This is a genomic window from Rhizobium sp. CRRU65 (assembly GCF_048551595.1).
Lineage (GTDB): Bacteria > Pseudomonadota > Alphaproteobacteria > Rhizobiales > Rhizobiaceae > Rhizobium > Rhizobium leguminosarum_J.
Map to the genome: position 1 here is coordinate 57,373 of NZ_JBLYZH010000026.1, position 23,513 is coordinate 80,885.

Genomic DNA, 23,513 nt, shown 5'->3' on the forward strand with positions numbered 1-23,513 from the left:
CTTCACTGAGCATGGCCTTCATGGCCGGCGTGACCCGCACCGTTTGCAGCCTCGTTCATCATCACCGTGCCCTCGAAGCTTGAGAACAGCGCAAGCGCGGAAGAATCGAGGCCGGCCTCGGCATCCTTCAGATTCGCAGCCAGCCCGGCGGCGTCATGTGCGGAAAGCCCGATCGTCTCCAGCGTCCCGGCATCCTTCAGGCTGTCGCCGCTGCAGAGATAGATGCTCCAGCCGTGATGCGACTTCTTCATCAGGGCTCGTCCGCCGTATCCGTTCTGCCGCCAGCCGACGATCGCCCAATCGGCCTGAACGACGACCGGCGCGATATCGAGCGGCTTGTCTGGCCGTTCGAACATCACCTTCAGCCTCGCCGGGATCGCCTGTTGCGGATCATCGTCCGCAGATGCCATGGATGCAAGCAGCACGCCGGCAACAATAGCGATGATCTTCTTCATCTGATGGCCTTCCTCAAGCGAGAACACGTTTCAGCAACGGTACGAACCGCACGACGATCTGGTCGAAGGCGATCATGGCGACAATCGCGAGCCCGCTCATCGGGAAGGTGACGGCGAAGATCCCGACGATCACCCACAGGCAGTAATAGATCGAAGGCTTCGGCGGCATGGGTGGCACGCCGAGGCGGCCGATCGGGCGACGTTTCCACCACATGACGATAGCGGTCACGCAGCTGAGCACAATTGCAAGGCATGTTGCGAGCATCAGCAACTGGTTGAAACGCCCCCATTCCTGTCCCTGATGGACATTGATGCCCCACTCGATCGCTTTGCCGAGGAACGGATATTGATCGAAGCCGATATCGATCAGTGGTTTGCCGGAATACTGGTCGATATGGAGCGTGCGTTCGTCGGCAAGATCGTCGGGAAAGAGCGAGGCGGTATAGACGCCCGTCTCGTCGGAGGGGATCGCCACGTCGAAGCCCGGCGTCATGCCCAGCCGTTTGGCGGTCTCCACGGCTTTGTCGAGGCCGATTGGCCTGGCTGATTGCGCTGCGGCGATATCGGAAAGCGGAACGGGCGCCTTCTCGACGATCCAGCCGCTGTTCGGAAGGATATCCTCGGTGACTTTCCGCGACTTCGGCACATCGTCCCAGAACTGGACCGGATAGCCGAGGCCATGTTCGGTCAGCCAGGCATTGGCGTTCGCCCCCCAATAGCCCGACCATGGCATGCCTGACATCGCGAGGAAGAAGATCAGGACACCGGCGAAGGCGCCGGTCACGGCATGCAGGTCGCGCCAGAAAACGCGGCGGCCGGGCGTTCCCCGCACGCTGATAACGCCGCCCGTCTGGCGTCGCGGCCACCAGAGATAGATGCCGGTGACGACGAGCACCATGGCAAAGCCGCCGGCAATTTCGATCAGCCGGTTCGTTATGGTGCCGAAATAGGCGAGGCTGTGGATGCGCTTGACGACATAATTGAACTCGTCGGTCGATCCGACCACATCGAGCACCTTGCCGTCATAGGGGTTGACAAAGACCAGCATCGAGCCGGCATCGCTGGAGAGGGTGACGATGGCCGATCGCTCGGGCAGGACCGGGTCTTTGTAGGATGTCGCGGTTGAGCCCGGCACGGCGGAGGCGGCTATCTCTGCAATCCGCTCCGGCGACAGCGCTTCGCCAGCCGGCTGGACACTGTAGCGGTAGCCGAAGAAGGTGCTGTTGATCTCGTCCTTGAAGAGATAGAGCGATCCGGTAACGGCCAGATTGAGCAGGAAGGGTATGACGAGAAGCCCGGCGAAGAAATGCCAGCGCCAGATGGCACGGTAGAGCGAAACGCCGTCTGCGGCATGCTCCGCCGGTTCGGCAGCAGTAATGGTCGACATGAGAATGGATCCGTATCCACGGCCGACGGCACGCATGCAGGTCGACCGGCGTTTAAAGGCGCGCTACGGCGCCTGCCGCAACGCGAAGTTCAGGCAGGGATCGGATCGGAAGGAGGCGCCCGAGGGCCGGTATTGGGCGGGAAAAGCTGGCGATGGAAGGCCTCGGCCCGAATCGGCAGTTCAACCGTAGCCGCAAAGTGTATGGCGGAACCGGCGATGTCCGTCGGCGCCGGCAGGAGGATGGAGGCGCTGATCCGGCAGGCTTCGCAACCATGCGAATGCGCCTTGTCGTGCTGCTCCTGACCGGATGTGTCTGTCGTGGTGACGCAAAGCGTCGGCAGCGTCCCGTCCGGAAGCACATATTGCGCGAGTTCAGCCGGATCGAATTCGCCGGCTGCTGCGAGGGGAACCTGATGGGCGAAGCCGACGAACACCAGTGCGACCGCGCACAGGATGCGCAGCGCCCATTGTTCGATCTGTCTCGTCCGTCTGATCAAGATTCCCTCTTGGATCGCTCCGATCGGACGTTTGATAAACGCCGCCCCCTCGATATTCAATGCGTCAATTTCGCAAGCCGGTCAGGGGCGATCAGGCATCCGCCGTCGCATCGGCGGTTCCGGCCAGCGGATCGTCCTCGAAGGGATCGGCGGCGCGTTTCGGCTTGACCAGCGGTTCGGGGCGGACAGGGTGGGAAAACAGCATGTCGCGCCCGGCCTGCAGTCCTTCGGACACCTGCAGCACCAGGCGTGCCTCGTCGCGCTTGCGGATATCCTCGCCGATTTCGTAGGCGTCGACCTCGGAAACGCCGAGCGCCTCCAATGTTCGCCGTCCGAAGAGTAGGCCCGATTCCAGCGTTTCGCGCAGCTCGTAGTCGATACCCTTGTTGCGCAGTTCGATCGAATGGATGCGGTCGTAGGAGCGCACGTAGAGCCGGGTGTGCGGATAGTCGGCCTGCACCAGCTCCACCACCTTGTCGGTGATTTCCTTCTTCTGCGTGCAGACCAGCACGATCTTCGCCCGGTCGATGCCGGCCGAGCGCAGCACGTCCTTGCGGGCGCCGTCGCCGAAATAGATGCGGAAGCCGAAGGAGGAGGCCTGGCGGATGCGGTCGGCGGAAAAATCGATGACGGTGACGCTACGCCCGCCGGCAAGCAGGATCTGGGCGGCGATCTGGCCGAAACGCGAGAAGCCGACCATCAGCACGTCGGCGCCCGCGCCCTCGAAATCCTCGTCCAGTTCCTCCTGTTCGTCGCCGTTGAGCAGCCGCTTCGAAAGGGCCGAGCCGATCGGCGTCAGCGCCATGGACAGCGTGACGATCGCGACCAGCAGCGAGGCTGTGCTCGTCGACATCAGCCCGGCCGCACCCGCCGTGGTAAACAGCACGAAGCCGAATTCGCCGCCCTGCGGCAGCAGGAAAGCGATGCGGATCGCATCGTCGTGCGAAGAGCCGGAGATCCGGCAGATCCCGTAGATGACGATCGCCTTGACGGCCATGACGATCGGCACGGCGACGATGACGAAAAGCGCGTTGTCGGCGAGAACGTCGAGCTCCAGCGACAGGCCGACGGCGATAAAGAAGATAGCGAGCAGCACGCCGCGGAACGGCTCGATATCTGCCTCCAACTCGTGCCGGTAGGAGGATTCGGCCAGCATCACGCCGGATAGGAAGGCGCCCATCGCCATCGAAAGCCCGGCCAGCTGCATCAAGCTCGCCGATCCCATGACGACGAAGAGGGCAGCCGCGATCATTGCTTCGCGCGCGCCGGTCCGGGCGATGATCTGGAAGAGCGGCGTCAGCAGGTAACGTCCCATGACGATCATCGCCGCAACCGCGCCGACGGCGATAGCGAAATCGAACAGTGGCGCGTTGCTGCCCTTATCGCCGCCGTCGAGGATGGTGATCAGCGCCAGCAGCGGCACGATCGCCAGGTCCTGGAACAGCAGCATCGAAAAGGAGCGTTGCCCGTATCTGGTATTGACGTCGCCGTCGCCCTCGAGGATCTGCATGGCGAAGGCGGTTGAAGACAGCGCCAGGCCAAATCCGGCAACGATGCTGCCGCGCCAGTCGAGAACCTGGGAAAACCAGGCAAGCGCGGTCAGCGCTAGCCCCGTCAGCACCACCTGCGCCGCGCCGAGGCCGAAGATGTCGCGCCGCATCTGCCAGAGGCGGGTGGGTTTCAACTCCAGTCCGATGATGAAGAGCAGGAAGACGACGCCGAGTTCGGCGACGGCGAGGATCTGTTCGCCATCGGTGATGCCGTGGAAGACCGGGCCGATGACGATGCCGGCGGCGAGATAGCCGAGCACCGTGCCGAGCCCGAGTTTCTTGAAGATCGGCGCGGCGACCACCGCCCCGCCAAGCAGCAGGATCGTTTCGGAAAAAAAGGCATTGGACGCTGACATGCTGGCAATTTCTCTCGACGGCGGGGAGCAAGCAGGCAGCCCCGATAAAGAATCGGTGACGGCGGCCTTGATGCTTGGGAGAGTGCACAATAAATGGAAGCCGAAGGAAAGGCCAAATCATGTCCTCTGAAATTGATTCCTCGACACTTCTTTCCCGCGCAAGTCAATTGATCGATCTGGCAAGGAAGGCAGGGGCCGATGCCGCCGACGCCGTCGTCGTACGGTCGCGCTCGCAATCGGTGAGCGTCCGCCTCGGCAAGGTCGAGGGCACGGAATCCTCCGAAAGCGACGATTTCTCGCTGCGTGTCTTCATCGGCAAGCGTGTCGCCAGCGTCTCGGCCAATCCGGGCTTCGATCTTCAGGCGCTGGCCGAACGCGCCGTCGCCATGGCCAAGGTTTCTCCGGAAGACCCCTTCGCCTGCCTGGCGGATGAGGCGAGTCTTTCGAGATCCTATCCCGACCTGCAATTGCTCGATACCACCGAGGTCTCCTCCGAGATGCTGCGCGAGGCGGGTCTTGCCGCTGAAGCAGCAGCTCTTGCGGTCAAGGGGGTTACCAATTCCTCCGGCGCCGGCGCGTCGGCCGGCATGGGCGGCCTCGTTCTTGCCACCTCGCACGGTTTCGAAGGCAATTACATGGCCTCGCGTTTCGGCCATTCCGTCAGCGTCATCGCAGGTGAAGGCACCGGCATGGAGCGCGACTATGATTATGACAGCCGTCTCTATTATGCCGAGCTCGACGATCCCGCTGAAATCGGCCGTCGCGCCGGCGAACGGGTGATCAAACGGATCAATCCGCGCCAGGTGCCGACCGGCAAGGACATCACCGTCATCTTCGATCCGCGTGTCGCCCGCGGCTTCGTCGGCCATATCGCCGGTGCGATCAATGGTGCTGCCGTCGCCCGCAAGTCCAGCTTCCTGCGCGACAAGATGGGTCAGCAGATCCTGAAGTCAGGCCTGTCGATCACCGACGATCCGCTGATCGTGCGCGGCCCTTCCTCGCGGCCCTTCGACGGCGAGGGAGTGTCCGGCGAGCGGCTGGTGATGATCGAGGATGGTGTTTTGAAGCACTGGTTCCTCTCGACCTCGACCGCGCGCGAGCTCGGCCTCGAAACCAACGGCCGCGGCGTGCGCGGCGGCACCACCGTCTCGCCTTCTTCCACCAATCTTGCGCTGGAACCCGGCGACATCTCGCCGGAGGATCTGATCCGCAGCGTTGGCAACGGTTTTTATGTGACCGAATTGATCGGCCACGGCGTCAACATGATCACCGGCGAATACAGCCGCGGCGCCACCGGCTTCTGGATCGAGAACGGCGAACTCACCTTCCCGGTCTCCGAGGTGACGATCGCCTCGAACCTCAAGGAGATGTTCATGCGCCTGACGCTGGCAAACGACATCGATCGCAAATTCGGCGTCGCGGCTCCCACGTTTGCCATCGAAGGCATGACGCTCGCGGGGCGCTAGAGCATGTCTCGCAAAAGTGTGCAGCGGTTTTGCGATAAAGACATGCGGAAAAGCAAAGACCTAAAGCGTGGCAAGCGAATCTGAAAGATCGCGACGCGCTTTAGAGCATGATGCCGAAAAGTGTGAGCGGTTTTCGGGCGAAATCATGCTCTCACTATTGAATTGAGAAATGGATTGATCTGATGAGCGACATGGAGAAAGCCCGCTGGCAGAGCGATCTCACGCTGATCGCCGATGCTGCGAAAGAGGCGGGCGCCGTCGCTTTCGGCTTCTTCAACCAGTCGCCTGAGGTCTGGTGGAAGAACGAGGACCGTTCGCCCGTCAGCGCCGCCGATTTCGCCGCCAACAAGACGCTCGAGACCATCCTGCGCAAGGCCCGGCCGGATTATGGCTGGCTGTCGGAAGAAACCGACGACGATGCCGACCGCCTTTCACGCGAAACGCTGTTCATCATCGATCCGATCGACGGCACGCGCGCCTTCCTCGGCGGGCAGAAGGTCTGGTGCGTCAGCGTCGCGGTGGTTCATCGCGGCCGGCCGGTCGCTGGCGTGCTCTATGCCCCGGCGCTCGAGGAGCTCTATGAGGCGGTCGAGGGCGGCGTGGCGCTGAAGAACGGCGTCCCCTTCACCGTCTCAGCGGCCGGACCGGAAGAGATGAGCCGCCTTGCAATCGGCGAAGACCTGCTGAAGACCTTTCCGACGGAATTCCGCGATCGGGTGACGCGCGAGAAATACATTCCCTCGCTGGCCTATCGCATCGCCATGGTGGCGGACGGTCGTCTCGACGGCACCTTCGTCAAGGGCAATTCACATGATTGGGACCTTGCCGCTGCCGATCTGATCCTCGTCTGTGCCGGCGGCGGCCTCGTCGACATCGAAGGCCGGCCGATTGTCTACAATCGCGCCGAAGTCACCCACAATGTCCTCTGCGCGGCCCCAACGCCCCGCATCAGTGAGTTCCTCGCGGCCTTTGCGGGGCGACGAGACAGTTGACGTTTCCGTCAAAATCCCGCAGATGGGTGGCGGAGGAGAATAGGCAGAAAGAGAAGAAAAAATGACTGACTCCGGTGACAAGAAGCAGCTTCTGCATCTCGTTTTTGGCGGCGAACTGGAAAGCCTCGATGACGTCCAGTTCCGTGATCTGCAGGGTCTCGATATCGTCGGCATTTTCCCGGATTATGCCACGGCGCTGACGGCCTGGAAGTCGAAGGCGCAGCAGACGGTCGACAATGCGCATATGCGCTACTTCATCGTCCACATGCATCGTTTGCTCGATCCGCAGGAAAAGCCCAAGGGCTGAGCTTAGCAAGTTCCGCCGGCCGGCCGCTCGTCGAGCGGAGCTTTGGTGCACCGGGCGCGCCCGTCGATCCGGATTGTTGGACGCATTCTGAACAAATTAATCGGCCATTGCGGCCGCAACGATAATTAGGGAATGGGTTTGATGTCGATCGGTTTTGATCGGAGGCTGGCGCGATGAGTTCCCGGATGGCGCGGTTCGGTCTGAACGCATACCGTCTGGCGGGAACCGTGGCCTCTCCAGTCGTCGGGCTCTATATCACCTACCGCACGGCCAAGGGCAAGGAAGACCGGGCCCGCCGCCTGGAGCGCTTCGGCTATCCGAGCGCCAACCGGCCGCAGGGCCCGCTCATCTGGTTTCACGCCGCAAGCGTCGGTGAAACCAACGCCGTCATCCCGCTGATCCGCGAAATCCGCCGCCGCGACATCCATGTCATCCTGACGACCGGCACCATCACCTCGGCCAAGCTCGCCGCCGAGCGCCTCGGCCAGGAAGCGATCCATCAATATGTGCCGCTCGACCTGAAGCCCTCCGTCAGCCGCTTCCTCGATTATTGGCAGCCCGATTGCGCCATCATCGCCGAATCCGAGATCTGGCCGGCAACGGTGCTGGAACTCGGCCGCCGCCGCATTCCGCAGATCCTGATCAATGCCCGCATGTCGGACCGCTCCTTTGCCCGCTGGCGCCGCCGCCCGGCGATCGCCGAAGCCTTGTTCGAGAATCTTGCCCTCGTCATCGCCCAGTCGGATGTCGATGCCGAACGTTTCCGCGATCTCGGCGCTGTGCCCGTCATCACCTCGGGCAATCTGAAGGTCGATACCGACGCACCGCCCTATGACAGCGCTGTCTTCGCCCGCTACAAGAAGCAGATCGGCGAGCGCAAGACCTGGGCGGCGATCTCGACCTTCGACGGCGAGGAGAACGCTGCCGCCATCGTTCACCGGGCGCTCAGGGAGCGCGACCGCCAGTTGACGATTATTGTGCCGCGCCATCCCGAGCGCAGCGACGAGATCGAGGCGGCCCTCGTCAAGCAGGGGCTGAAGGTCGCCCGCCGCACCCGCGACGATGTCTTGTCCGCCGATGTCGATATTTTCCTCGGCGATACGATCGGCGAAATGGGTCTTTATCTCCGTCTGACGGAAATCGCCTTCGTCGGCCGCTCGCTCTTTGCCGAAGGCGGCCAGAACCCGCTGGAGCCAGCCATGCTCGGCTGCGCCATTCTCTCCGGCGGCCATGTGCAGAATTTCCGCGATGCCTATCAGAAGCTTGCCCGCAGCGGCAGCGCCCGCATGGTGCGCGATACTGAAATGCTGGCCAAGGGTGTGCATTATCTGCTGATCAACGACGACGCCCGCCGCAACATGATCGAGGCCGGCATCACCGCCGTGCACGAGATGCGCGGCGCGCTGACGGCAACGGTAAAGGGGCTGGAACCCTATATCAATCCGCTGACGGTGAAGGCGCGGCTGCTGCCCAAGGCCGTGGCCCAGGTCTGAGGAGCGAAGATGTCGGCAGTGGCCCCTATCAAAGGCATTCTCTTCGACAAGGACGGCACGCTGCTCGACTATGACGAGAGCTGGCTGCCGGTCAACCGCGAGCTTGCCCGCATCGCCGCCAGAGGGGATGAGCTTCTCGCCAACCGGCTGCTGTCGGCCTGCGGCATGGATCCGGTGACCGGCCACATCGTTCCCGACAGCCTGCTTGCCGCCGGCAATACCCGTCAGATCGCCTCAGGCCTTGTTGCCGCGGGTTCGATGGTGGATGTCGACGAACTGACGGTCCGCCTCGACGACCTGTTTTCCAGTGCCGCCGAATTTTCCGTGCCGGTGACCGACCTCGCCGGCTTCTTCGAGCGGCTGCATCGGCGCGGCTTCAAGCTCGGTGTCGCCTCCAGCGACAATGAGCGGTCGATCCGCCAGACGGCGGAACGTTTCGGTTTTGCCCGCTATATCGATTACATCGCCGGCTACGACAGCGGTTTCGGCGTCAAGCCGGAGCCCGGCATGGTGCTCGGCTTCTGCGCTGCGACCGGTCTTTTGCCTGAAGAGGTCGCCATGGTCGGCGATAACAATCACGATCTGCACATGGGTCTGAATGCCGGCACGGGTCTCAGGATCGCGGTGCTGACCGGCACCGGTTCGCGGGAGACGCTTGCCGCCGCGGCCGATCATGTGCTCGACGATATCACCGCCATCGAGACGCTGCTGCCCGACTTGCAGCCGGCCTGACCGGTAAGGGCTTGCATTTTTTCAGGTTTTGGCTTCTCAATCCGACCGGTCGAAAAGCAGGGGACTGGCTGTCGCTAAAGCAATTCCAGCAAAAGTGCACGGCGGTTTTGCCGGGAAAAGCGCGCAGCGACTTTCCCAAGGGATTGCGTGAGAACAAGCCGGACAGGGGAGCGGGACGGCAAGATGATATCCGAAGCGCCACCGTTCTGGTGGAGGAAAGCCGATTGGCGGGCCTGGCTGCTGCTGCCGCTTTCTTTTCTCTATGGCCGTATCGCCGGCCACCGCATGGCCCATGCGCGCCGCGCTTCCGTTCCCATCCCGGTCATCTGCGTCGGCAATTTCACCGTCGGCGGCGCCGGCAAGACGCCGACGGCGCTGACGATCGCTCGCGCCGCCAAGGCGAAGGGGCTGAAGCCCGGCTTTCTCAGCAGGGGTTACGGCGGCTCGCTCGATGTGACCACCGTGGTCGATCCCGATCATCACCGGGCGATTGCCGTCGGCGACGAGCCGTTGTTGCTTGCCCAGGAAGCGCTGACGGTGATTTCGCGCCGGCGCGTCGAAGGAGCTGCACGGCTGGTGGCGGAGGGCGCCGATCTCATCATCATGGATGACGGTTTCCAGAGTGCCCGGCTGGCGATCGACTATGCCCTGCTCGTCATCGACGCGACGCGCGGCCTCGGCAACGGCCATATCGTGCCGGGTGGCCCGGTCCGCGCGCCGATCCGCCAGCAGCTGCGGTCCGCGACCGCTCTGCTGAAGGTTGGCGGCGGCAATGCCGCCGACAGGATCGTCCGCATGGCGGCGCGCGCGGCAAAGCCCTATTTCACCGCATCGCTGAAAGTCCGGGGCGACAACACGCTGGCCGGCACCAAGGTGCTCGCCTTTGCCGGCATCGCCGATCCCGCCAAATTCTTCCGCACGGTCGAATCCCGCGGCGCCGAGATCGTCGTCGCCAAGTCCTTCGGCGATCACGAGCACCTGACCGAGGAGGAGATCGACGACATCCTGACAACCGCCGAGCGTCAAGGTCTCTTGATCGTCACCACCTCCAAGGATTTCGTCCGCCTGTCCGGCCATCAGGGCAAGGCGGCACGGCTCGTCGAAAAGAGCCGGGTGATCGAGGTCGACATGGTCTTCGAGGATCACCTCGCCCCCAGCCTGATCATCGACCGGGCGATCGTCGCCTGCCGCGAGCGGCGGCTGCGGGAAATGAAGGCTGGGGCTTAGAGCTCCATAGCCGGTATGTCGGAATTCATCGGAACTTGCTGCTGTCGTCATCGCATCACGATATCAGCGCGTAATACGCATCGTCACAAACCCTGCAGATTTGACCAGAAGCGTTCGAGGGCGGCTGAGCCGCTGCCCTGCTTGCGGATAGCGAGGACGTTCAGGGTGACCTCAGCCTGTCGCGCGTCGACGATACAGAGTTCGTTCCGCTCTATCTCGCGGGTCGCAGAGCTTTCCGGCAGCCAGCCGATGCCTTTCCCCGCGAGAATCATGCGCTTGACCGACTCCGACATCGAGTTTTCATAGGTTACTCGAAAGCTCCGCCCTGTCTTCTGCATGTCGAGCATGAGCTGAGTTTGCACTTTTCCGAGAAAGCAGTCGGATGAATAGGCGACGAGAGGCATATCTTCGTTTCCGGGCCAAGTTGCCAAGTCGATGACCGGGTTTCCTCGTTGATCTGCCTTGCTGACGAGGTGGAAAGGATCGATTCTGATAACCTTCGAGGAGAACTGCCCGGTCTGCAGGACCGGTGGCCCGAACTCGTGGGAATAGCAAAAGGCAATGTCGCAGCGGCCGAGCGCAAGCGATTCTACGCAGTCGTAGAAGTCCGTCGCATGCATACGGGTTATGAAGGGACCGGTGCGTTGTTCGACGCTCGTAAGAAGATCGGGAAAGATACTAAGAGCGATGGTGTGCAGCGCGCTGAAGGTGAGCACCTCGATGCCGGCGCGTGCCTGTTGCCGGCATTCATCGCGGACGCGGTAGATTTCGCGCATCAACTCACGGCTCGACTCGAGAAACGTCTCCCCGGCGTTCGTTAGCCTGACCGGATAGGAGCTGCGATCGATCAGCGCGGCGCCGATCCAGTTTTCCAGCGCCCTTATTCTGCGGCTGAAGGCGGGCTGCGTCACATGTCGGGCCGCTGCCGCGGTAGAAAAGTTCCGCACGGCTGCGAGTTCCATGAAGTCTTCTAGCCAACCGAGTTCCATCACAAACCTTATGCAAATTTTGCATAACTTATCGGAAAACGGCATTTGCCGCAACGGAGCCTGCCTGTCAGCCTCGCTCTCAAAGGACGAGAAACATTGTCCGCAAAATGCCTCTTAAGATGGCTCGCTGATGCAGCCGCCACCTGTATTTCTTTGGGATTGATCTCATGCGCCAAGTCTATGTTAATGGGGACTATCTGCCTGAAACCGAGGCCCGGATTTCTGTCTTTGATCGGGGCTTTCTGTTTGCCGACGGGGTCTATGAGGTAACGCTCGTACTCGACCGTAAGCTTGTTGATTTTGCGGGCCATATGCGCCGCCTGCGCCACTCGCTCGGCGAACTCGACATGGCTTTCGCACTGACCAACGAGAAACTGCTGGATATCCATCGGGAACTGATCCGGCGGAACGATATCGAGGAAGGGCTGGTCTATCTGCAAGTGACCCGAGGGGCCGCCGATCGCGACTTTCTCTTTCCCGCCGATGCGACGCCCAGAACGGTCGTGGTTTTCACGCAGAAAAAATCGCTCGTTGATAGCCCATTGGCGGAGCGCGGGCTCCATGTCATCACGGTGGAAGATTTGCGGTGGCGACGTTGCGATATCAAGACGGTGCAACTCCTCTACCCCTCCATGGCAAAGATGGAAGCCAAGTCGCGCGGCGCCGACGACGCGTGGATGGTCAGAGATGGCTTTGTGACCGAAGGCTCATCGAACAATGCCTATATCGTGACCCTGGAGGGCACGGTTGTGACAAGGGATCTCTCAACCGATATCCTGCGCGGGATCACGCGTGAGGCTGTTTTGCAATGCGCACAGGATCTTCAGCTGAGAATCGAGGAGCGTCCGTTTACCGTCGAGGAGGTCGAGAACGCCGCCGAGGCGTTTTCGACCTCCTCATCCGGCCTGGTCAGTCCAGTCGTCAGGATCAACGAGCGGGTGGTCGGAAAGGGAACGCCGGGACCAATGGCAGCCCGACTTCGGCAGCTCTACCTTGAGCGAAGCCGAGCCTCGGCTATCTAGGGTAGTTCCAGCAAAAGTCCGCAGCGGTTTGCGTCCATTCGGACCTCTCCTGGAAAACTGAGGTGGGAATTCCAGTCTTCTAAATAAGCTCCGATGGACAAGCTCACAGTTAGAGCATTTCCGTTTTTCTCCGAATCACGGAAATGCTCTATCTTTTTGTTTTCACGCAAATCCGGACGCAAAACCGCTGCGCACTTTTGCTGGAATTGCTCTAGCGCCGCTGGTTCGGCAGCACGCCGGCGCGTTTGTCGGCATCGATGGCCGAGATCACGTCGGCATAGGGCTCCTGCCGGGCGACGCTCCAGTAGCGCAATTCGTCGAGCGGGATCTGTTTCCCCGTCATCGCGCAGACGACATAGGAGCCGGGTGAGAGAATCTGGAAATCGCCATCGAGATACCGGATCTTCGCCTCGCGGTTTCCGTGCCCTTCGAACAAATTCATGCGCTCCGTTCCCTGCCGACTGTCATTAGAGCATGTCTCACAGAAGTGTGCCGCGGTTTTGCGATCACGACACGCTTTAGTTTGCCATACTCCCGCAAGGGCCGCTTTTCCAGCTTTTTTAGCTTCTGCCGAAAAGCCGCTCGATATCGCTGAGCTTCAATTCGATATAGGTCGGCCGGCCGTGATTGCACTGGCCGGAGCCGGGGGTCACTTCCATCTCCCGCAGCAGCGCGTTCATTTCCTCCGGCCGCAGCCGCCGTCCCGAGCGCACCGACCCGTGGCAGGCCATGGTCGCTGCCACATATTCGAGCTTGGCCGATAGGCCCGACGCCGTGTCCCATTCGGCGATCTCGTCGGCAAGCTGGCGGATCAGCCCATGCGCATCGACCTCGCCGAGCATCGCCGGCGTCTCGCGCACGGCGATCGCGCCGGGGCCGAAACGCTCGATCGCCAGGCCGAGTTCGGAAAGCTCGGCCGCATGCTGCATCAGCCGGTCGCAGTCCTCTTCCGGAATATCGACGATCTCGGGGATGAGCAGCACCTGCGAGGCCAGCCGCTTCGAATGCAGCGCCTTGCGCATCGCCTCGAAGACGAGCCGCTCATGCGCGGCATGCTGGTCGACGATGACGAGCCCATCCTCGGTCTGGGCGACGATGTAGTTTGCGTGGATCTGCGCCCGCGCCGCGCCGAGCGGATACCGCGTGTTTGGTTCGGCGACTGCCGGCTGCGGCGAAAACTGCGGCTCGGCCCGCGCCGTCGGCATCGAAAGTCCGTCGAAGGACGCCTGTGGCCGCTCGCCGAGTCCCGTTGTCGGCTGATAGGGCTGGGAGGGCGAGGTTTCGGCCGACCATGCCGTTTGCGGCCGCTGGTTATTCGGCTGGAAACCGGGGCGGAAGGAGCGCAGCATGTCGCTCGCGCCGGTGGTTGCCGCCCGGCTGCCGTCGCGCGCCAGGGCCTCGCGGATGGCGCCGACGATCAGGCCGCGCACCAGGCTAGGATCGCGGAATCGCACGTCGGATTTTGCCGGATGCACGTTGACGTCGACCAGAGCGGGATCGAGCGTGATCGCCAGCACCGCCACCGGATAGCGTCCGGATGGGATCGTCTCGGCATAGGCGCCGCGGATCGCCGAGAGGATCAGCTTGTCCTGCACCGGCCGGCCGTTGACGAAAGCGTATTGGTGGGCGGAGTTGCCGCGATTGAAGGTCGGCACGCCGGCAAAGCCGGTAAGCGCGATCTCCTCGCGCACCGCGTCGAGCGCAATGGCGTTGTCGCGGAACTCCTTGCCGAGCACCTGCGCCATGCGCGCCAGATGGTCGTCGCCGGTCGCCGGAAATTCCAGTGTCGTGCGGTCCGAACCCGACAGCACGAAGCGTACCGCCGGAAAGGCGATCGCCATGCGCTTGACGATCTCGGTAATGGCGCCGGCCTCGGCTTTCTCCGTCTTCAGGAATTTGAGCCGGGCGGGTGTCGCGAAGAACAGGTCGTGCACTTCGACGATCGTCCCGGGATTGGCGGCAGCCGGGCGCATATGCGCGATCTTGCCGCCGGCAACGGCAATCTCGTGGCCGCCTGTGCTGTCGCGCCTGCGGCTTGCAATGCTGAGCCTTGCGACCGAGCCGATCGAGGGCAGCGCCTCGCCGCGGAAGCCGAGCGTGCGGATATCCTCGAGCGTCTCTGAGATCTTCGAGGTGCAGTGGCGCCTGACCGCCAGTTCCAGATCGGCCGCGTCCATGCCCGAGCCGTTGTCGCTGACGCGCAGCAGCGCCTTGCCGCCGCCTGATGTGGCGATCTCGATGCGCGTCGCACCCGCGTCGAGCGCGTTTTCGATCAGTTCCTTGGCAGCGCTCGCCGGCCGTTCGATGACTTCGCCGGCGGCGATCTGGTTGATGAGCGTTTCGGAAAGCTGTCTGATGGCCATGGGCTATTTTCGGGGATTCGCGGGCCGGAGGGAAGGGGTTTCGACAGGCTTTCCCGAAACGTGATCCGGAGCTCCCCCAAATTTGGGAATAGGTAATGTTAAGCCGGTTTTAACATAAAAATGGCATTTCTAATCACATACCTCCGGAAGCTGCGAAATCGAACAGATGTGGGACGCAACAGAATGAGTGCCGGCTTCGAAAAGGCGGACACATCATCAGAAATCGATGGAGCTCCCGCCGAGGCCGATCTGCAGACGGCGCTTTTCGATGTGGTGTGCGACAGCCTTTCCGCAGCTTTCATCATCTACGACAAGAATGATCATCTGGTCTTCGCAAGCCGCCAGATACTTGAATTCTTTCCGCTGCCGTCCGAAATGCTGAAGCCCGGCACGCGGCTTCGCGATTTCCTCGGCGCGATGTACGACACCGGCATTCGCCAGCAGTATGATGTCAGGCAGGGCGGCTCGCTGAGCCGCGAAGACTGGCTGTCACAGAAAATCGCCTCGCATTGGCGCGAGCGCTTCGATGCCGTCGAGCGCCACGGCGCCGACCGCTGGGTCCGCTTCGTCAAGCGCAGGCTGCCGGGCGGTTACGGCGTCAGCATCATCTCCGACATTTCCGAGAGCAAGAAGCGCGAAGAGCAATGGCGCTCCGATCTGGAGCGGGTGCAGCTCACCGAGGACATTCTCGACAATCTGCCGTTCCCGCTATTCGTCAAGGATCGCAACCTCACCTATGTCGCGGTGAACCTTGCCTTCTGCGAGAAATATCAGACGAGCGCCGACGAGGTGCTCGGGCGCAAGAGCGGTGATCTTTTTTCAGAAGAGATCGCCAAGCGCTTCGAAGAAAGCGACCGCCATGTGCTGGAGACCGGCGAGATGTCCGTCTCCCGCCAGCGGCAGATCTCCCGCGACGGCATCGAGCGCGACATCGTCAGCCGCAAGCACCGCATCGGCAAGCCCGGCCGCTATTTCCTGGTGTCGACCATGCAGGATCTGCCGCGCGACGGCGCCGATCTCGACGAATTCGGCCAAGCGTCCGCGATCACCGCCTCCAGCAATCAAAGCTATCGCCGGGCCTATGTGCCGGTGCCAAGCGGCATCGAACGGCGCGAGCCGGCGGCGATGGAAGCGATCGTTCCGGAGAATTTCTCCGGCCGCAAGGTCCTCGTCGTCACTGCCGACCTCGCCGCCGAGACCGCCGCGCTGCGGACGCTGACGAAATACGGCTTCGAATCCTGCTCGGTCCGCGGTGAGGACGAAGAGGAGCGGTTCCTGGAAATCGCCACCTCCTCCGGCATTTCGCTCGATCTCTTGATCATCGACAACCAGATGGGCATGCGTTGCCTCGAACTTGCAGAACAATACGGTATTCCGGCGCTCGTCATGGACGGTTTCCAGATCGCCAACGAGCTCACCTTCCAGATCGCCCGCCATTTCAATCGCAATAGCCGCAACGCCGCCGGTTCGGATGCGGATTGGGAAATCAGCACTTCCGACGACGCGATTGGCCTGCAAGTTCTCGTCGCCGAAGACAACGATATCAACCAGATCGTCTTTTCGCAGATCCTCGAAGGTCTCGGCTATCGCCATATGCTGGCGGCGACCGGCGACGAGGCCGTGCGCCTCTGGGCCGAGCACCGGCCGCAGATCGTGCTGATGGATATTTCCCTGCCGGGCTTTAACGGCTTCGAGGCCGCGCGCCTCATCCGGCAGATGGAGGAAACCGGCGGCGGCATCCGCACCCCGATCATCGGCGTGCTCACCCAGGCCTTCGAGCGCGACCGCGCCGAATGCGTCAAGTCAGGCATGGACGACGTCATCATGAAACCCGTCAGCCCCGACATGCTGGAGACCATATTTCAGAAATACCTAATGAATGAGGCCATGCGGGCGCAAAACTGAAGCATGTCACGGAAAAGTGTGCAGGCGCCAAAATACCCGTCAACTCCCTAGATTTTGGGGAGGTTCAGGCGGCTATGCCGCTGATTTACTATCGAATTGTTAAGACCTGCCGGTCATTCTTCTGCATGGCTCCGGAGGAAAGCTCGGGTTTGGATGATGAAATCGGCGGACATAGCTTTCTTGACCGTCGGTCAGAATGAGCTTCAGGCGATGGCCTATACCGATCCGCTGACCGGATTGGGCAATCGCAATCGCATGCGGGACAAGGTCTTGCAGATCTCCGCTGAGCGCGCCAGCGATCCGGCCCCCTTCACCATCGGTATCGTCAACCTCGACAGTTTCAAGCCGATCAACGATCTATTCGGCTCGACAGCCGGCGATGAAATCCTCTGCCAGGTCGCCCATCGTCTGAGGGCCTGTATTCCGGATGGCGCGCTGGTTACCCGCCACGATGGCGACGAATTCGCCTTCGTGCTGCCGTTGATCTTCGAGCGGGCGAGTGCCGAGAAATTCGGCCAGATGATCCGCGAGGTGCTGTCGGCGCCGTATGACCTCGGGGACCGCAATGTCCGTCTCTCCGCCTCCCTCGGCTTTTCCATCTATCCCTTCGCCGGAGAGGATTGCGAGGAACTGCTGAAGAGCGCCGAAACCGCGCTCTACCGTTCCAAGCGCCGCGGCCGCGGCCAGATCACCGTCTATTCGCGCGAGATCGCCCAGGAGATGAAGCGCGCCACGCAGCTGGAGCAGGCGCTCAGAAACGCCATCATCTCGGATGCTATCGATGTGCATTTCCAGCCCATCGTCTCGCTGTCCAACAATCAGGTCGTCGGCTTCGAGGCGCTCGCCCGCTGGAACGATCCCGATCTCGGCTTCGTGTCGCCCGGCGTCTTCGTGCCGCTCGCCGAGGAGCGCGGCTTCATCGACGCGCTGTCGGAGGCGCTGCTGCGCAAAGCCGCCGAAGCCGCACTTTCCTGGCCGCGCGAACTCTTCCTGTCGTTCAATCTCTCCTCGGCCCAACTGATGGATCCGGGTACGAGCAGCAGCGTCCTGTCGATCCTCGGCCGCGTCGGCTTCGATCCGCATCGCCTGGAGCTGGAAATCACCGAGACCGCGGTGATGAGTTCGGCCGATACCGCTCACCGCATCATCGCCGATCTGCGCGCCGCCGGCGTGCGCATCTCGCTCGACGATTTCGGCACCGGCCAGTCGAGCCTCGGGCGCCTGCGCGACTTCATCTTCGACAAGATCAAGATCGACCGCGCCTTCGTCTCGCGCATCAATTCCGATCGCGCCTCCGAACATATCATCAAGGCAATCCTCACCATGTGCGAAGGCCTTGAGCTGGAAGTCGTCGCGGAAGGCATCGAGGATTATGCCGAGGCGGTGAAGTTGCGCACGCTCGGCTGCGGCATGGGCCAGGGTTATCATTTCGGCCGTCCGGCCGACGGTATCGCCACGTTGCGCTTCCTGCACGAGAATTATTACGATCCGACCATGGTGGAGCGTGTCAGCGCATAAAGCCATGGCGCAGCATAAAGCGATGGCGCCCCTAGGAGCGCCATCGCCTACGCTATACTACCGCGCACGGATTACTTAGGCGTGGTCGAGCCGGTCGCCGTAGTATCTGTACCGGTCGCAGCCGGAGCCTTTTCGGCCGACTGCATTGCCAGCGTCTTGAACTCAGGTGCGGCCTTCAGCGATTCAGCCGTTTCGCTGGTCGTCAGCTTGACGCTGCCGTCCTGGGTGTTTTGGGCGACGGTAATCTTTTCCATTGGCACGGCGACGTTCTTCTCGCCGATGCCGAGGAAGCCGCCGACACCAACGATTGCAGCAACAAAGCCGCCGTCCTTCTTCAGGATAAGGTCGTTGACGCTGCCGATGCTTTCATTGTTGCCGTTATAGACCGACTGGCCGATATAGGTGTTGGCGCTGACCTGGTCGGGAGACTGCTCGGTCAGATAGCCGGCCTGTGCCGTGTCTGCCGTCGGTGCTGCGGCCGGGGCCTGTGCGGCATCGCCTGCGGGCTTGGTGACGTCAGGAGTCATCGGCTTCGGTGCTGCCGGATCGGCGGGAGCCGCCTGGGTCGGCGCGGCCGGATCCGCAGGCTGCGGTGCCGCCTGCGAGAATGCCGCCGGTGCGAAAGCCGTGGCAAACAGTGCGCCAGCGGCAACGGTCGTCAAGAGTTTGCGTGTCATTTCGAACCTACCTTCGTTTTTCCCTAGAGTGATCGCTGACCCGGCAACACCTGTTTCCCAGGTCTCTTTGCCGCGCCGGTTCGAAAGGAAAATGGCTGGTGGCGCGATTGGTTCCGGTTGAAAACACGGAAAATTTCTCGATTTTCACGGAACATTTATCGAAGAGCTGCCGCCAAAACGAGAAAAAGGCGCCCCGATGGGGAGCGCCTCTGATCGCCGCTGGCAAGCAAAAATCAGATTACATAGACGGGATCGAACACGCCTTTGACGTCGATGCCGAGTTCCAGCAGCGCGCCGGCGCTCGGCTGCGCCGACCGCGCATCCTCGTCGAGCCCTTCCCAGGCAGTCGTCACCGCCAGCCGGTCGGCATTGACGCCGATGAAGGCAGGGCAGGACGGCTGGACGGCAGGAACCATATAGCGCGAGATGCGCAGACCGTCCGGACTATAGCGGTCGACGACGCCGGCGCCCCAGCGCGCATTCCACAGATAGCCGTCGGCATCGACGACCGAGCCGTCGATGCTGCCCGGGTCGTCCATGCTGTCGACGAGCACGATCGGCTCGCCGGAGGGCAGGCCGGTCAACGGATCGACCATAACGCGCATCAGCCGGTTGATGCGGGAATCCGTATAATAGCCAACCGTGCCGTCAGGCGAGAAGCAGATCGAATTCGGGATGCTGATGCCGTTGAAGATCTTCGTCACCTTGCCGCTGGCGACATGATAGATGGCGCCGGCCTGGTTTTCCGCCCGCTTGCTCATCGTGCCGATCCAGAGCGCACCGGACGGGTGGGTGCGGCCGTCGTTCGAACGGTTTTCCGGCCTGTCGTTTTCGAGGGCGGCGTAGAAGGTGAGGTTGCCGCTTGCCACATCGCGCACGAAAAGCCCTTCCTCCGTCGCGATCAGCTGCCGCCCGGCATCGATGCGGGCAAGCACGCTCGCCATCACAGGCAGCGGATGCACCTTTTTCGCGGCCGTCGAGAGATTGAGCTCGTGCAGTTCCTTGCCGAGGATGTTGAACCACCAAACGGTATTGCTGTCCGGATCATAGGTCGGACCTTCACCGAGAACGGAATTGGTATTGCAAAGTGTTTTGCCCTCGAACTCATAAATATCGGTCATACGTTCACGCTCCCAATGGCTGCATCATAGGCGTAAATGGTCGCCTTGGCGCGCTCGGCAACCTCTGATGCAGTCATTCCGGGCTTGTAGATGCTGGTGCCGAGACCGAAGGCGAAGATGCCGGCCTTGGTATAATCGCCGAAATTCTTGTCCGAGACACCGCCGACGGCGGCAATCGTCAGTTCCGGCGGTAGGATCGCCCGGATCGCCGTGATGCCGGAAGGGCCGAGCACGCTGGCCGGAAAGAATTTGAGACCGGTGGCCCCGGCGCGCGCTGCCGCCAACGCCTCGGTCGGTGTAAAGACGCCCGGCATCGTCACCATGCCGTAGTCGCGCGCCCGGATGATCACCTCGGGCTCGACATTTGGCGTGACCAGCAGCTTGCCGCCGGCCGCATGTAGGCTGTCGACCGCCTCGACGGTCAGCACCGTGCCGGCGCCGATCAGCACTTCGGCCGGCGCCATCTTCGCGGCGATCTCGATGGATTTGAACGGTTCCGGCGAGTTGAGCGGGATCTCGATCGCCGTCAGGCCATTGTCGATCAGAGCACCGACGACGCTTTCGGTCTCGTCGGGCCTGATGCCGCGAAGGATGGCGATCAGCGGGCGCTTCATGTCGGGGAAGGGGATACGGTTCATCGTGTCAGCTTTCTCAATTCGGCCAGATGGCTTCGGCGGCAGCCGAAAGCCCGCGGCGCACGGCGGCGTCGGCGTCAATGGCGGTGAAGGCAAGGGAGAGGGTTTTGAAGGCCTGTTCGTAGAGCGCCTGCAGGCGCCCGGAGGCGACGAGGGTGATGGTGGTGCCGTTTGCCGCATCCTGCAGCGCCCCGGCGATTTCAAGGCCGATCAGCGTACCGGAAAGCCGGGCTTGCGCGGCAGCGGCCGAAATCCCGTGCAGGAGCTGACCGGAGCGGGCGGCAAAGAGCAGGTTGGAGGCAAGGGCCGGACGTGCGAAAGCGGCCGAGACCGCGGCCTCGAAGGCCGCCGCGTCCGCCGGCTGCTCTTCCGCACCGGCAACGGCATGCGAAAGGATCGTGTGTTTGCTGATGACGTCGAAAAGCTCGCCGGTCATGAAGGTCGAAAAGCCGGTCACCTTGCTATCCGTCACATGCACCCATTTCGAATGGGTGCCGGGCATGCAGACCGCCTGCGCGCCCGCGCTTGCGCGGCCGAGCGCGCCGAGAAGCTGGGTTTCCTCGCCGCGCATGACGTCGGGCCTCGCGAAGTCCCGCTGGGCAAGGCCCGGCAGAATGCGGATGTCGCGGCTTTCGCCGGGCACGGAGACCGCTCCGGTCAGGATCGAGGCAAGCGGCGCCGGCACGTCGATATAACCGGCCTCGACCCAGCCCTGCCTGGCGCCGGCCATGCCACAGACGATCACCGGCAGGTTTTCGGGTGCCTCGATGGCGGCGAGATGGCCGGCAAGCACCGCGGAAAAGCCGATCTTTGCCGCGCTCGTCATGCCTTCGCCGCTGCGGCGTTCGGCAAGGACGGTGCCGTCTCTGCTGATCAGCCAGAGCCGGAAGCTGCTGGTGCCCCAGTCCACCGCGACATAAGCGGGATTTGCCATTACAGAACACCTCCATCGACAATCAGGGACTGGGCGGTCATCGCCGCTGCACAGTCGGATGCAAGAAACAGGCAGGGACCGACGATCGCATCGGGTTTGAGCGCGACTTTCAGGCACTGGTCCTCGACTGAGCGCGCAATGCTCTCTTCGGTGAGCCAGTGCTGCATCTGCCGCTCGGTGACGACCATGCCGGGCAGGATGCAGTTGACCCGGATGTTCTCCGGCCCGAGCCTGCCCGCCAGGCTCTTCGTCAGCCCGACGACCGCCGCCTTGGCTGCCGCATAGGCGGGAAAGCCGCCCATGTTCAGCTTGAAGGCGATTGACGACATATTGATGATCGCCCCGCCGCCGGCCGCTCGCATCGACGGCACGACTGCCTGCGAGGTGAAGAACACATGTTTGAGGTTGACCGCCTGGTTGTTGTCCCAATAGGCCTCGGTCACCGCGTCGAATTCATGGCGGTCGTCCCAGGCGGCATTGTTGACCAGCACGCGGATCGGCCCTGAGCTGGCAATGACGCTATCGACCGTGCGCCGGATCGCCGCGATGTCGCGCAGGTCGGCATGGTGAAAGGAGACCGGATGCGTGGTCTCCCGCGACAGCCTTTCGGCGAGCTCGCGGCCGGCGGCCTCGGCGATATCGATGAACGAAACCTTGGCGCCTTGGCGCGCGAAACCTTCGACAATCGCAGCACCGATACCCGATCCGCCGCCGGTCACCAGTACGGTTCGGTCTTTGAATTCGGGAAATTGTGCTGCCATCGTGGTCACCGTCGCCTCCCGACTTGATTGTTCCATTATTTGGAACTTAATTTGACTATATGGAATTATCGAATTACAGTGCCCTTTCTGTCAAGGGTGAGTGACGCGATGAATTCAAACGGCGACGGCGCAGCACAGGCACGCGAAACCGGCACGCTCGGCAAACTGATGGTTCTGCTCGATCTCGTCACCCATGCCGATGCGCCCCTGCGTTTCACCGACATCCTGGCCCTTGCCGGCCAGCCGCGCGGCACGCTGCATCGCCAGCTGAGCCACTTGGTGGAGGAGGGGCTGCTCGAGCTCGATGGCGACGGCCGTTATGCGCCCGGCCTGCGCCTGCTCGATTTCGCCGCGCGCAGCTGGGCGCGCAACGAATTCCGCCTGATTGCCGAACCGCACCTTAGAGATCTACAGCAGGCGACCGGCGAGACGGTGCATCTCGGCGTCCTCAGAGGCCAGTCGATCATCTATCTCGATAAGGTCGAGGGCCGTCAGCCAGTGCGCATGTATTCGCAGATCGGCAATGCCTCGCCCTGTTATTGCACTGGCGTCGGCAAGGCCGCCCTGTCGCTGCTGCCGGCCGAAAGCCTCGTCGATCTCATCGCCGGCCTGAGCTTCACCAGCTTTACCGCCTCGACCCATGTCTCGGCCGAAACGTTGCTTGCCGAAATCCGCGAGATTGCCGACCAGGGTTATGCCTTCGACCGCGAGGAGCATGAGGCCGGCATCCGCTGCGTTGCCGCACCCGTCTGGTCGGAGGATCGGACCTTTATGGGTGGCATTTCGATTACCGGCCCGGCCTATCGGTTGTCGATGGAACTTCTGCATCAATGGGCCGTTCCCGTTCAACTGGCGGCTGTCAGGATCATGGAAGGCATGCGCGTCCGGCTCGGTCCGCGCCGCTGACGGAAAAATCGCCATCGGCGACTGCTGGACGTAATCGCAGAGCATGCTTATGATAAGCGCGATATTGAGATTTTCCGGCGAATCACCACAACTAGAACGGTCCGCGAAATCTACAACCATTCACCGGCCGAACGCTCGACGCTGAAGCCGATTCCAACCAGCGATCGTCGTTTCCCGATGCAATCGAGCCGGCCACGGCGGGCAGGTTTCGCAAACGGTT

22 protein-coding genes are annotated in these 23,513 nt (G+C 62.2%); 10 read left to right on the top strand and 12 right to left on the bottom strand.

Annotated elements, in window-relative coordinates; genetic code table 11:
• Window positions 1–2 precede the first annotated feature (2 nt).
• The 4 genes from ACM5SV_RS34385 to ACM5SV_RS34400 all read right to left on the bottom strand — a co-directional run bounded on the left by ACM5SV_RS34385 (window position 3) and on the right by ACM5SV_RS34400 (window position 4,245).
• Window positions 3–455: a copper uptake system-associated protein gene (locus tag ACM5SV_RS34385; RefSeq protein ID WP_128440026.1), complete on the bottom strand. Its 453-nt coding sequence runs from the start codon at window positions 453–455 to the stop codon at window positions 3–5.
• Between the two features lie 13 nt (window positions 456–468).
• Window positions 469–1,842 carry a PepSY-associated TM helix domain-containing protein gene (locus tag ACM5SV_RS34390; RefSeq protein WP_222015641.1) on the bottom strand — a complete coding sequence of 458 codons (1,374 nt, stop codon included), beginning with the start codon at window positions 1,840–1,842 and terminating at the stop codon, window positions 469–471.
• 89 nt (window positions 1,843–1,931) lie between these two features.
• A complete protein-coding gene (locus tag ACM5SV_RS34395) occupies window positions 1,932–2,339 on the bottom strand; it encodes a hypothetical protein (RefSeq protein ID WP_012756216.1) in 408 nt (135 codons plus the stop codon).
• A gap of 91 nt (window positions 2,340–2,430) precedes the next feature.
• Window positions 2,431–4,245: a monovalent cation:proton antiporter-2 (CPA2) family protein gene (locus ACM5SV_RS34400; protein ID WP_113547269.1), complete on the bottom strand. Its 1,815-nt coding sequence runs from the start codon at window positions 4,243–4,245 to the stop codon at window positions 2,431–2,433.
• A 119-nt stretch (window positions 4,246–4,364) separates the two neighbouring features.
• On the opposite strand from ACM5SV_RS34400, the gene ACM5SV_RS34405 reads away from it, so the two are divergent.
• The 6 genes from ACM5SV_RS34405 (at window position 4,365) to lpxK (ending at window position 10,462) form a co-directional block, all read left to right on the top strand.
• On the top strand, window positions 4,365–5,711 hold the full coding sequence (locus ACM5SV_RS34405) for a TldD/PmbA family protein (RefSeq protein ID WP_222015639.1): 1,347 nt from the start codon (window positions 4,365–4,367) through the stop codon (window positions 5,709–5,711).
• A gap of 182 nt (window positions 5,712–5,893) precedes the next feature.
• Window positions 5,894–6,703 carry a 3'(2'),5'-bisphosphate nucleotidase CysQ gene (locus tag ACM5SV_RS34410; protein ID WP_113548595.1) on the top strand — a complete coding sequence of 270 codons (810 nt, stop codon included), beginning with the start codon at window positions 5,894–5,896 and terminating at the stop codon, window positions 6,701–6,703.
• Between the two features lie 61 nt (window positions 6,704–6,764).
• On the top strand, window positions 6,765–7,010 hold the full coding sequence (locus tag ACM5SV_RS34415) for a DUF4170 domain-containing protein (protein WP_003545820.1): 246 nt from the start codon (window positions 6,765–6,767) through the stop codon (window positions 7,008–7,010).
• A gap of 173 nt (window positions 7,011–7,183) precedes the next feature.
• Window positions 7,184–8,503 carry a lipid IV(A) 3-deoxy-D-manno-octulosonic acid transferase gene (waaA, locus tag ACM5SV_RS34420; RefSeq protein ID WP_003556858.1) on the top strand — a complete coding sequence of 440 codons (1,320 nt, stop codon included), beginning with the start codon at window positions 7,184–7,186 and terminating at the stop codon, window positions 8,501–8,503.
• 9 nt (window positions 8,504–8,512) lie between these two features.
• A complete protein-coding gene (locus ACM5SV_RS34425; RefSeq protein WP_113548596.1) occupies window positions 8,513–9,235 on the top strand; it encodes an HAD family hydrolase in 723 nt (240 codons plus the stop codon).
• 183 nt (window positions 9,236–9,418) lie between these two features.
• Window positions 9,419–10,462, top strand: a complete 1,044-nt coding sequence (gene lpxK, locus ACM5SV_RS34430) for a tetraacyldisaccharide 4'-kinase (RefSeq protein ID WP_128440031.1) — start codon at window positions 9,419–9,421, stop codon at window positions 10,460–10,462.
• Between the two features lie 83 nt (window positions 10,463–10,545).
• Here lpxK and ACM5SV_RS34435 read toward each other — a convergent pair whose 3' ends face one another.
• Window positions 10,546–11,496 carry a LysR substrate-binding domain-containing protein gene (locus ACM5SV_RS34435; protein ID WP_113548461.1) on the bottom strand — a complete coding sequence of 317 codons (951 nt, stop codon included), beginning with the start codon at window positions 11,494–11,496 and terminating at the stop codon, window positions 10,546–10,548.
• A gap of 122 nt (window positions 11,497–11,618) precedes the next feature.
• On the opposite strand from ACM5SV_RS34435, the gene ACM5SV_RS34440 reads away from it, so the two are divergent.
• Window positions 11,619–12,473 carry a D-amino-acid transaminase gene (locus tag ACM5SV_RS34440; protein ID WP_222015636.1) on the top strand — a complete coding sequence of 285 codons (855 nt, stop codon included), beginning with the start codon at window positions 11,619–11,621 and terminating at the stop codon, window positions 12,471–12,473.
• Window positions 12,474–12,684: 211 nt separating this feature from the next.
• Here ACM5SV_RS34440 and ACM5SV_RS34445 read toward each other — a convergent pair whose 3' ends face one another.
• The gene (locus ACM5SV_RS34445; RefSeq protein WP_003545832.1) at window positions 12,685–12,915 is read right to left on the bottom strand and encodes a DUF2093 domain-containing protein; all 231 of its coding nucleotides are present in this window, start codon (window positions 12,913–12,915) and stop codon (window positions 12,685–12,687) included.
• Window positions 12,916–13,033: 118 nt separating this feature from the next.
• The gene (gene mutL / locus ACM5SV_RS34450) at window positions 13,034–14,836 is read right to left on the bottom strand and encodes a DNA mismatch repair endonuclease MutL (protein WP_419425492.1); all 1,803 of its coding nucleotides are present in this window, start codon (window positions 14,834–14,836) and stop codon (window positions 13,034–13,036) included.
• Window positions 14,837–15,019: 183 nt separating this feature from the next.
• Here mutL and ACM5SV_RS34455 point away from each other — a divergent pair, with 183 nt between their 5' ends.
• Together ACM5SV_RS34455 and ACM5SV_RS34460 are read left to right on the top strand one after the other, a co-directional pair.
• Window positions 15,020–16,741 (top strand): response regulator, encoded by a 1,722-nt coding sequence (locus ACM5SV_RS34455; protein ID WP_221967967.1) that lies wholly within the window; start codon window positions 15,020–15,022, stop codon window positions 16,739–16,741.
• 153 nt (window positions 16,742–16,894) lie between these two features.
• On the top strand, window positions 16,895–18,259 hold the full coding sequence (locus tag ACM5SV_RS34460) for a putative bifunctional diguanylate cyclase/phosphodiesterase (RefSeq protein ID WP_012756227.1): 1,365 nt from the start codon (window positions 16,895–16,897) through the stop codon (window positions 18,257–18,259).
• A 71-nt stretch (window positions 18,260–18,330) separates the two neighbouring features.
• On the opposite strand, the gene ACM5SV_RS34465 is transcribed toward ACM5SV_RS34460, so the two are convergent.
• The 5 genes from ACM5SV_RS34465 to ACM5SV_RS34485 form a co-directional block, all read right to left on the bottom strand.
• Window positions 18,331–18,936 (bottom strand): PRC-barrel domain-containing protein, encoded by a 606-nt coding sequence (locus tag ACM5SV_RS34465; RefSeq protein WP_012756228.1) that lies wholly within the window; start codon window positions 18,934–18,936, stop codon window positions 18,331–18,333.
• A gap of 233 nt (window positions 18,937–19,169) precedes the next feature.
• Window positions 19,170–20,057, bottom strand: coding sequence for an SMP-30/gluconolactonase/LRE family protein (locus tag ACM5SV_RS34470; protein WP_012756229.1), 888 nt, complete (start codon window positions 20,055–20,057; stop codon window positions 19,170–19,172).
• The gene (locus ACM5SV_RS34475) at window positions 20,054–20,695 is read right to left on the bottom strand and encodes a 2-dehydro-3-deoxy-6-phosphogalactonate aldolase (RefSeq protein WP_012756230.1); all 642 of its coding nucleotides are present in this window, start codon (window positions 20,693–20,695) and stop codon (window positions 20,054–20,056) included. The genes ACM5SV_RS34470 and ACM5SV_RS34475 overlap by 4 nt, the downstream gene beginning before the upstream one ends.
• 13 nt (window positions 20,696–20,708) lie before the next feature.
• A complete protein-coding gene (locus ACM5SV_RS34480; RefSeq protein WP_222015633.1) occupies window positions 20,709–21,626 on the bottom strand; it encodes a 2-dehydro-3-deoxygalactonokinase in 918 nt (305 codons plus the stop codon).
• Window positions 21,626–22,387, bottom strand: a complete 762-nt coding sequence (locus ACM5SV_RS34485) for an SDR family NAD(P)-dependent oxidoreductase (protein WP_113548456.1) — start codon at window positions 22,385–22,387, stop codon at window positions 21,626–21,628. The genes ACM5SV_RS34480 and ACM5SV_RS34485 overlap by 1 nt, the downstream gene beginning before the upstream one ends.
• Window positions 22,388–22,495: 108 nt before the next feature.
• On the opposite strand from ACM5SV_RS34485, the gene ACM5SV_RS34490 reads away from it, so the two are divergent.
• Window positions 22,496–23,293 carry an IclR family transcriptional regulator gene (locus ACM5SV_RS34490; protein ID WP_113548455.1) on the top strand — a complete coding sequence of 266 codons (798 nt, stop codon included), beginning with the start codon at window positions 22,496–22,498 and terminating at the stop codon, window positions 23,291–23,293.
• Window positions 23,294–23,513: the final 220 nt, after the last annotated feature.

Bases quoted from the DNA above. Each gene is read 5' to 3' on its own strand.
- ACM5SV_RS34385 (WP_128440026.1), bottom strand. From the start codon at position 455: ATGAAGAAGATCATCGCTATTGTTGCCGGCGTGCTGCTTGCATCCATG.
- ACM5SV_RS34390 (WP_222015641.1), bottom strand. From the start codon at position 1,842: ATGTCGACCATTACTGCTGCCGAACCGGCGGAGCATGCCGCAGACGGC.
- ACM5SV_RS34400 (WP_113547269.1), bottom strand. From the start codon at position 4,245: ATGTCAGCGTCCAATGCCTTTTTTTCCGAAACGATCCTGCTGCTTGGC.
- ACM5SV_RS34405 (WP_222015639.1), top strand. From the start codon at position 4,365: ATGTCCTCTGAAATTGATTCCTCGACACTTCTTTCCCGCGCAAGTCAA.
- ACM5SV_RS34410 (WP_113548595.1), top strand. From the start codon at position 5,894: ATGAGCGACATGGAGAAAGCCCGCTGGCAGAGCGATCTCACGCTGATC.
- ACM5SV_RS34415 (WP_003545820.1), top strand. From the start codon at position 6,765: ATGACTGACTCCGGTGACAAGAAGCAGCTTCTGCATCTCGTTTTTGGC.
- waaA (WP_003556858.1), top strand. From the start codon at position 7,184: ATGAGTTCCCGGATGGCGCGGTTCGGTCTGAACGCATACCGTCTGGCG.
- ACM5SV_RS34425 (WP_113548596.1), top strand. From the start codon at position 8,513: ATGTCGGCAGTGGCCCCTATCAAAGGCATTCTCTTCGACAAGGACGGC.
- lpxK (WP_128440031.1), top strand. From the start codon at position 9,419: ATGATATCCGAAGCGCCACCGTTCTGGTGGAGGAAAGCCGATTGGCGG.
- ACM5SV_RS34435 (WP_113548461.1), bottom strand. From the start codon at position 11,496: ATGCCGTTTTCCGATAAGTTATGCAAAATTTGCATAAGGTTTGTGATG.
- ACM5SV_RS34440 (WP_222015636.1), top strand. From the start codon at position 11,619: ATGCGCCAAGTCTATGTTAATGGGGACTATCTGCCTGAAACCGAGGCC.
- ACM5SV_RS34445 (WP_003545832.1), bottom strand. From the start codon at position 12,915: ATGAATTTGTTCGAAGGGCACGGAAACCGCGAGGCGAAGATCCGGTAT.
- mutL (WP_419425492.1), bottom strand. From the start codon at position 14,836: ATGGCCATCAGACAGCTTTCCGAAACGCTCATCAACCAGATCGCCGCC.
- ACM5SV_RS34455 (WP_221967967.1), top strand. From the start codon at position 15,020: ATGAGTGCCGGCTTCGAAAAGGCGGACACATCATCAGAAATCGATGGA.
- ACM5SV_RS34460 (WP_012756227.1), top strand. From the start codon at position 16,895: ATGATGAAATCGGCGGACATAGCTTTCTTGACCGTCGGTCAGAATGAG.
- ACM5SV_RS34465 (WP_012756228.1), bottom strand. From the start codon at position 18,936: ATGACACGCAAACTCTTGACGACCGTTGCCGCTGGCGCACTGTTTGCC.
- ACM5SV_RS34470 (WP_012756229.1), bottom strand. From the start codon at position 20,057: ATGACCGATATTTATGAGTTCGAGGGCAAAACACTTTGCAATACCAAT.
- ACM5SV_RS34475 (WP_012756230.1), bottom strand. From the start codon at position 20,695: ATGAACCGTATCCCCTTCCCCGACATGAAGCGCCCGCTGATCGCCATC.
- ACM5SV_RS34480 (WP_222015633.1), bottom strand. From the start codon at position 21,626: ATGGCAAATCCCGCTTATGTCGCGGTGGACTGGGGCACCAGCAGCTTC.
- ACM5SV_RS34485 (WP_113548456.1), bottom strand. From the start codon at position 22,387: ATGGCAGCACAATTTCCCGAATTCAAAGACCGAACCGTACTGGTGACC.
- ACM5SV_RS34490 (WP_113548455.1), top strand. From the start codon at position 22,496: ATGAATTCAAACGGCGACGGCGCAGCACAGGCACGCGAAACCGGCACG.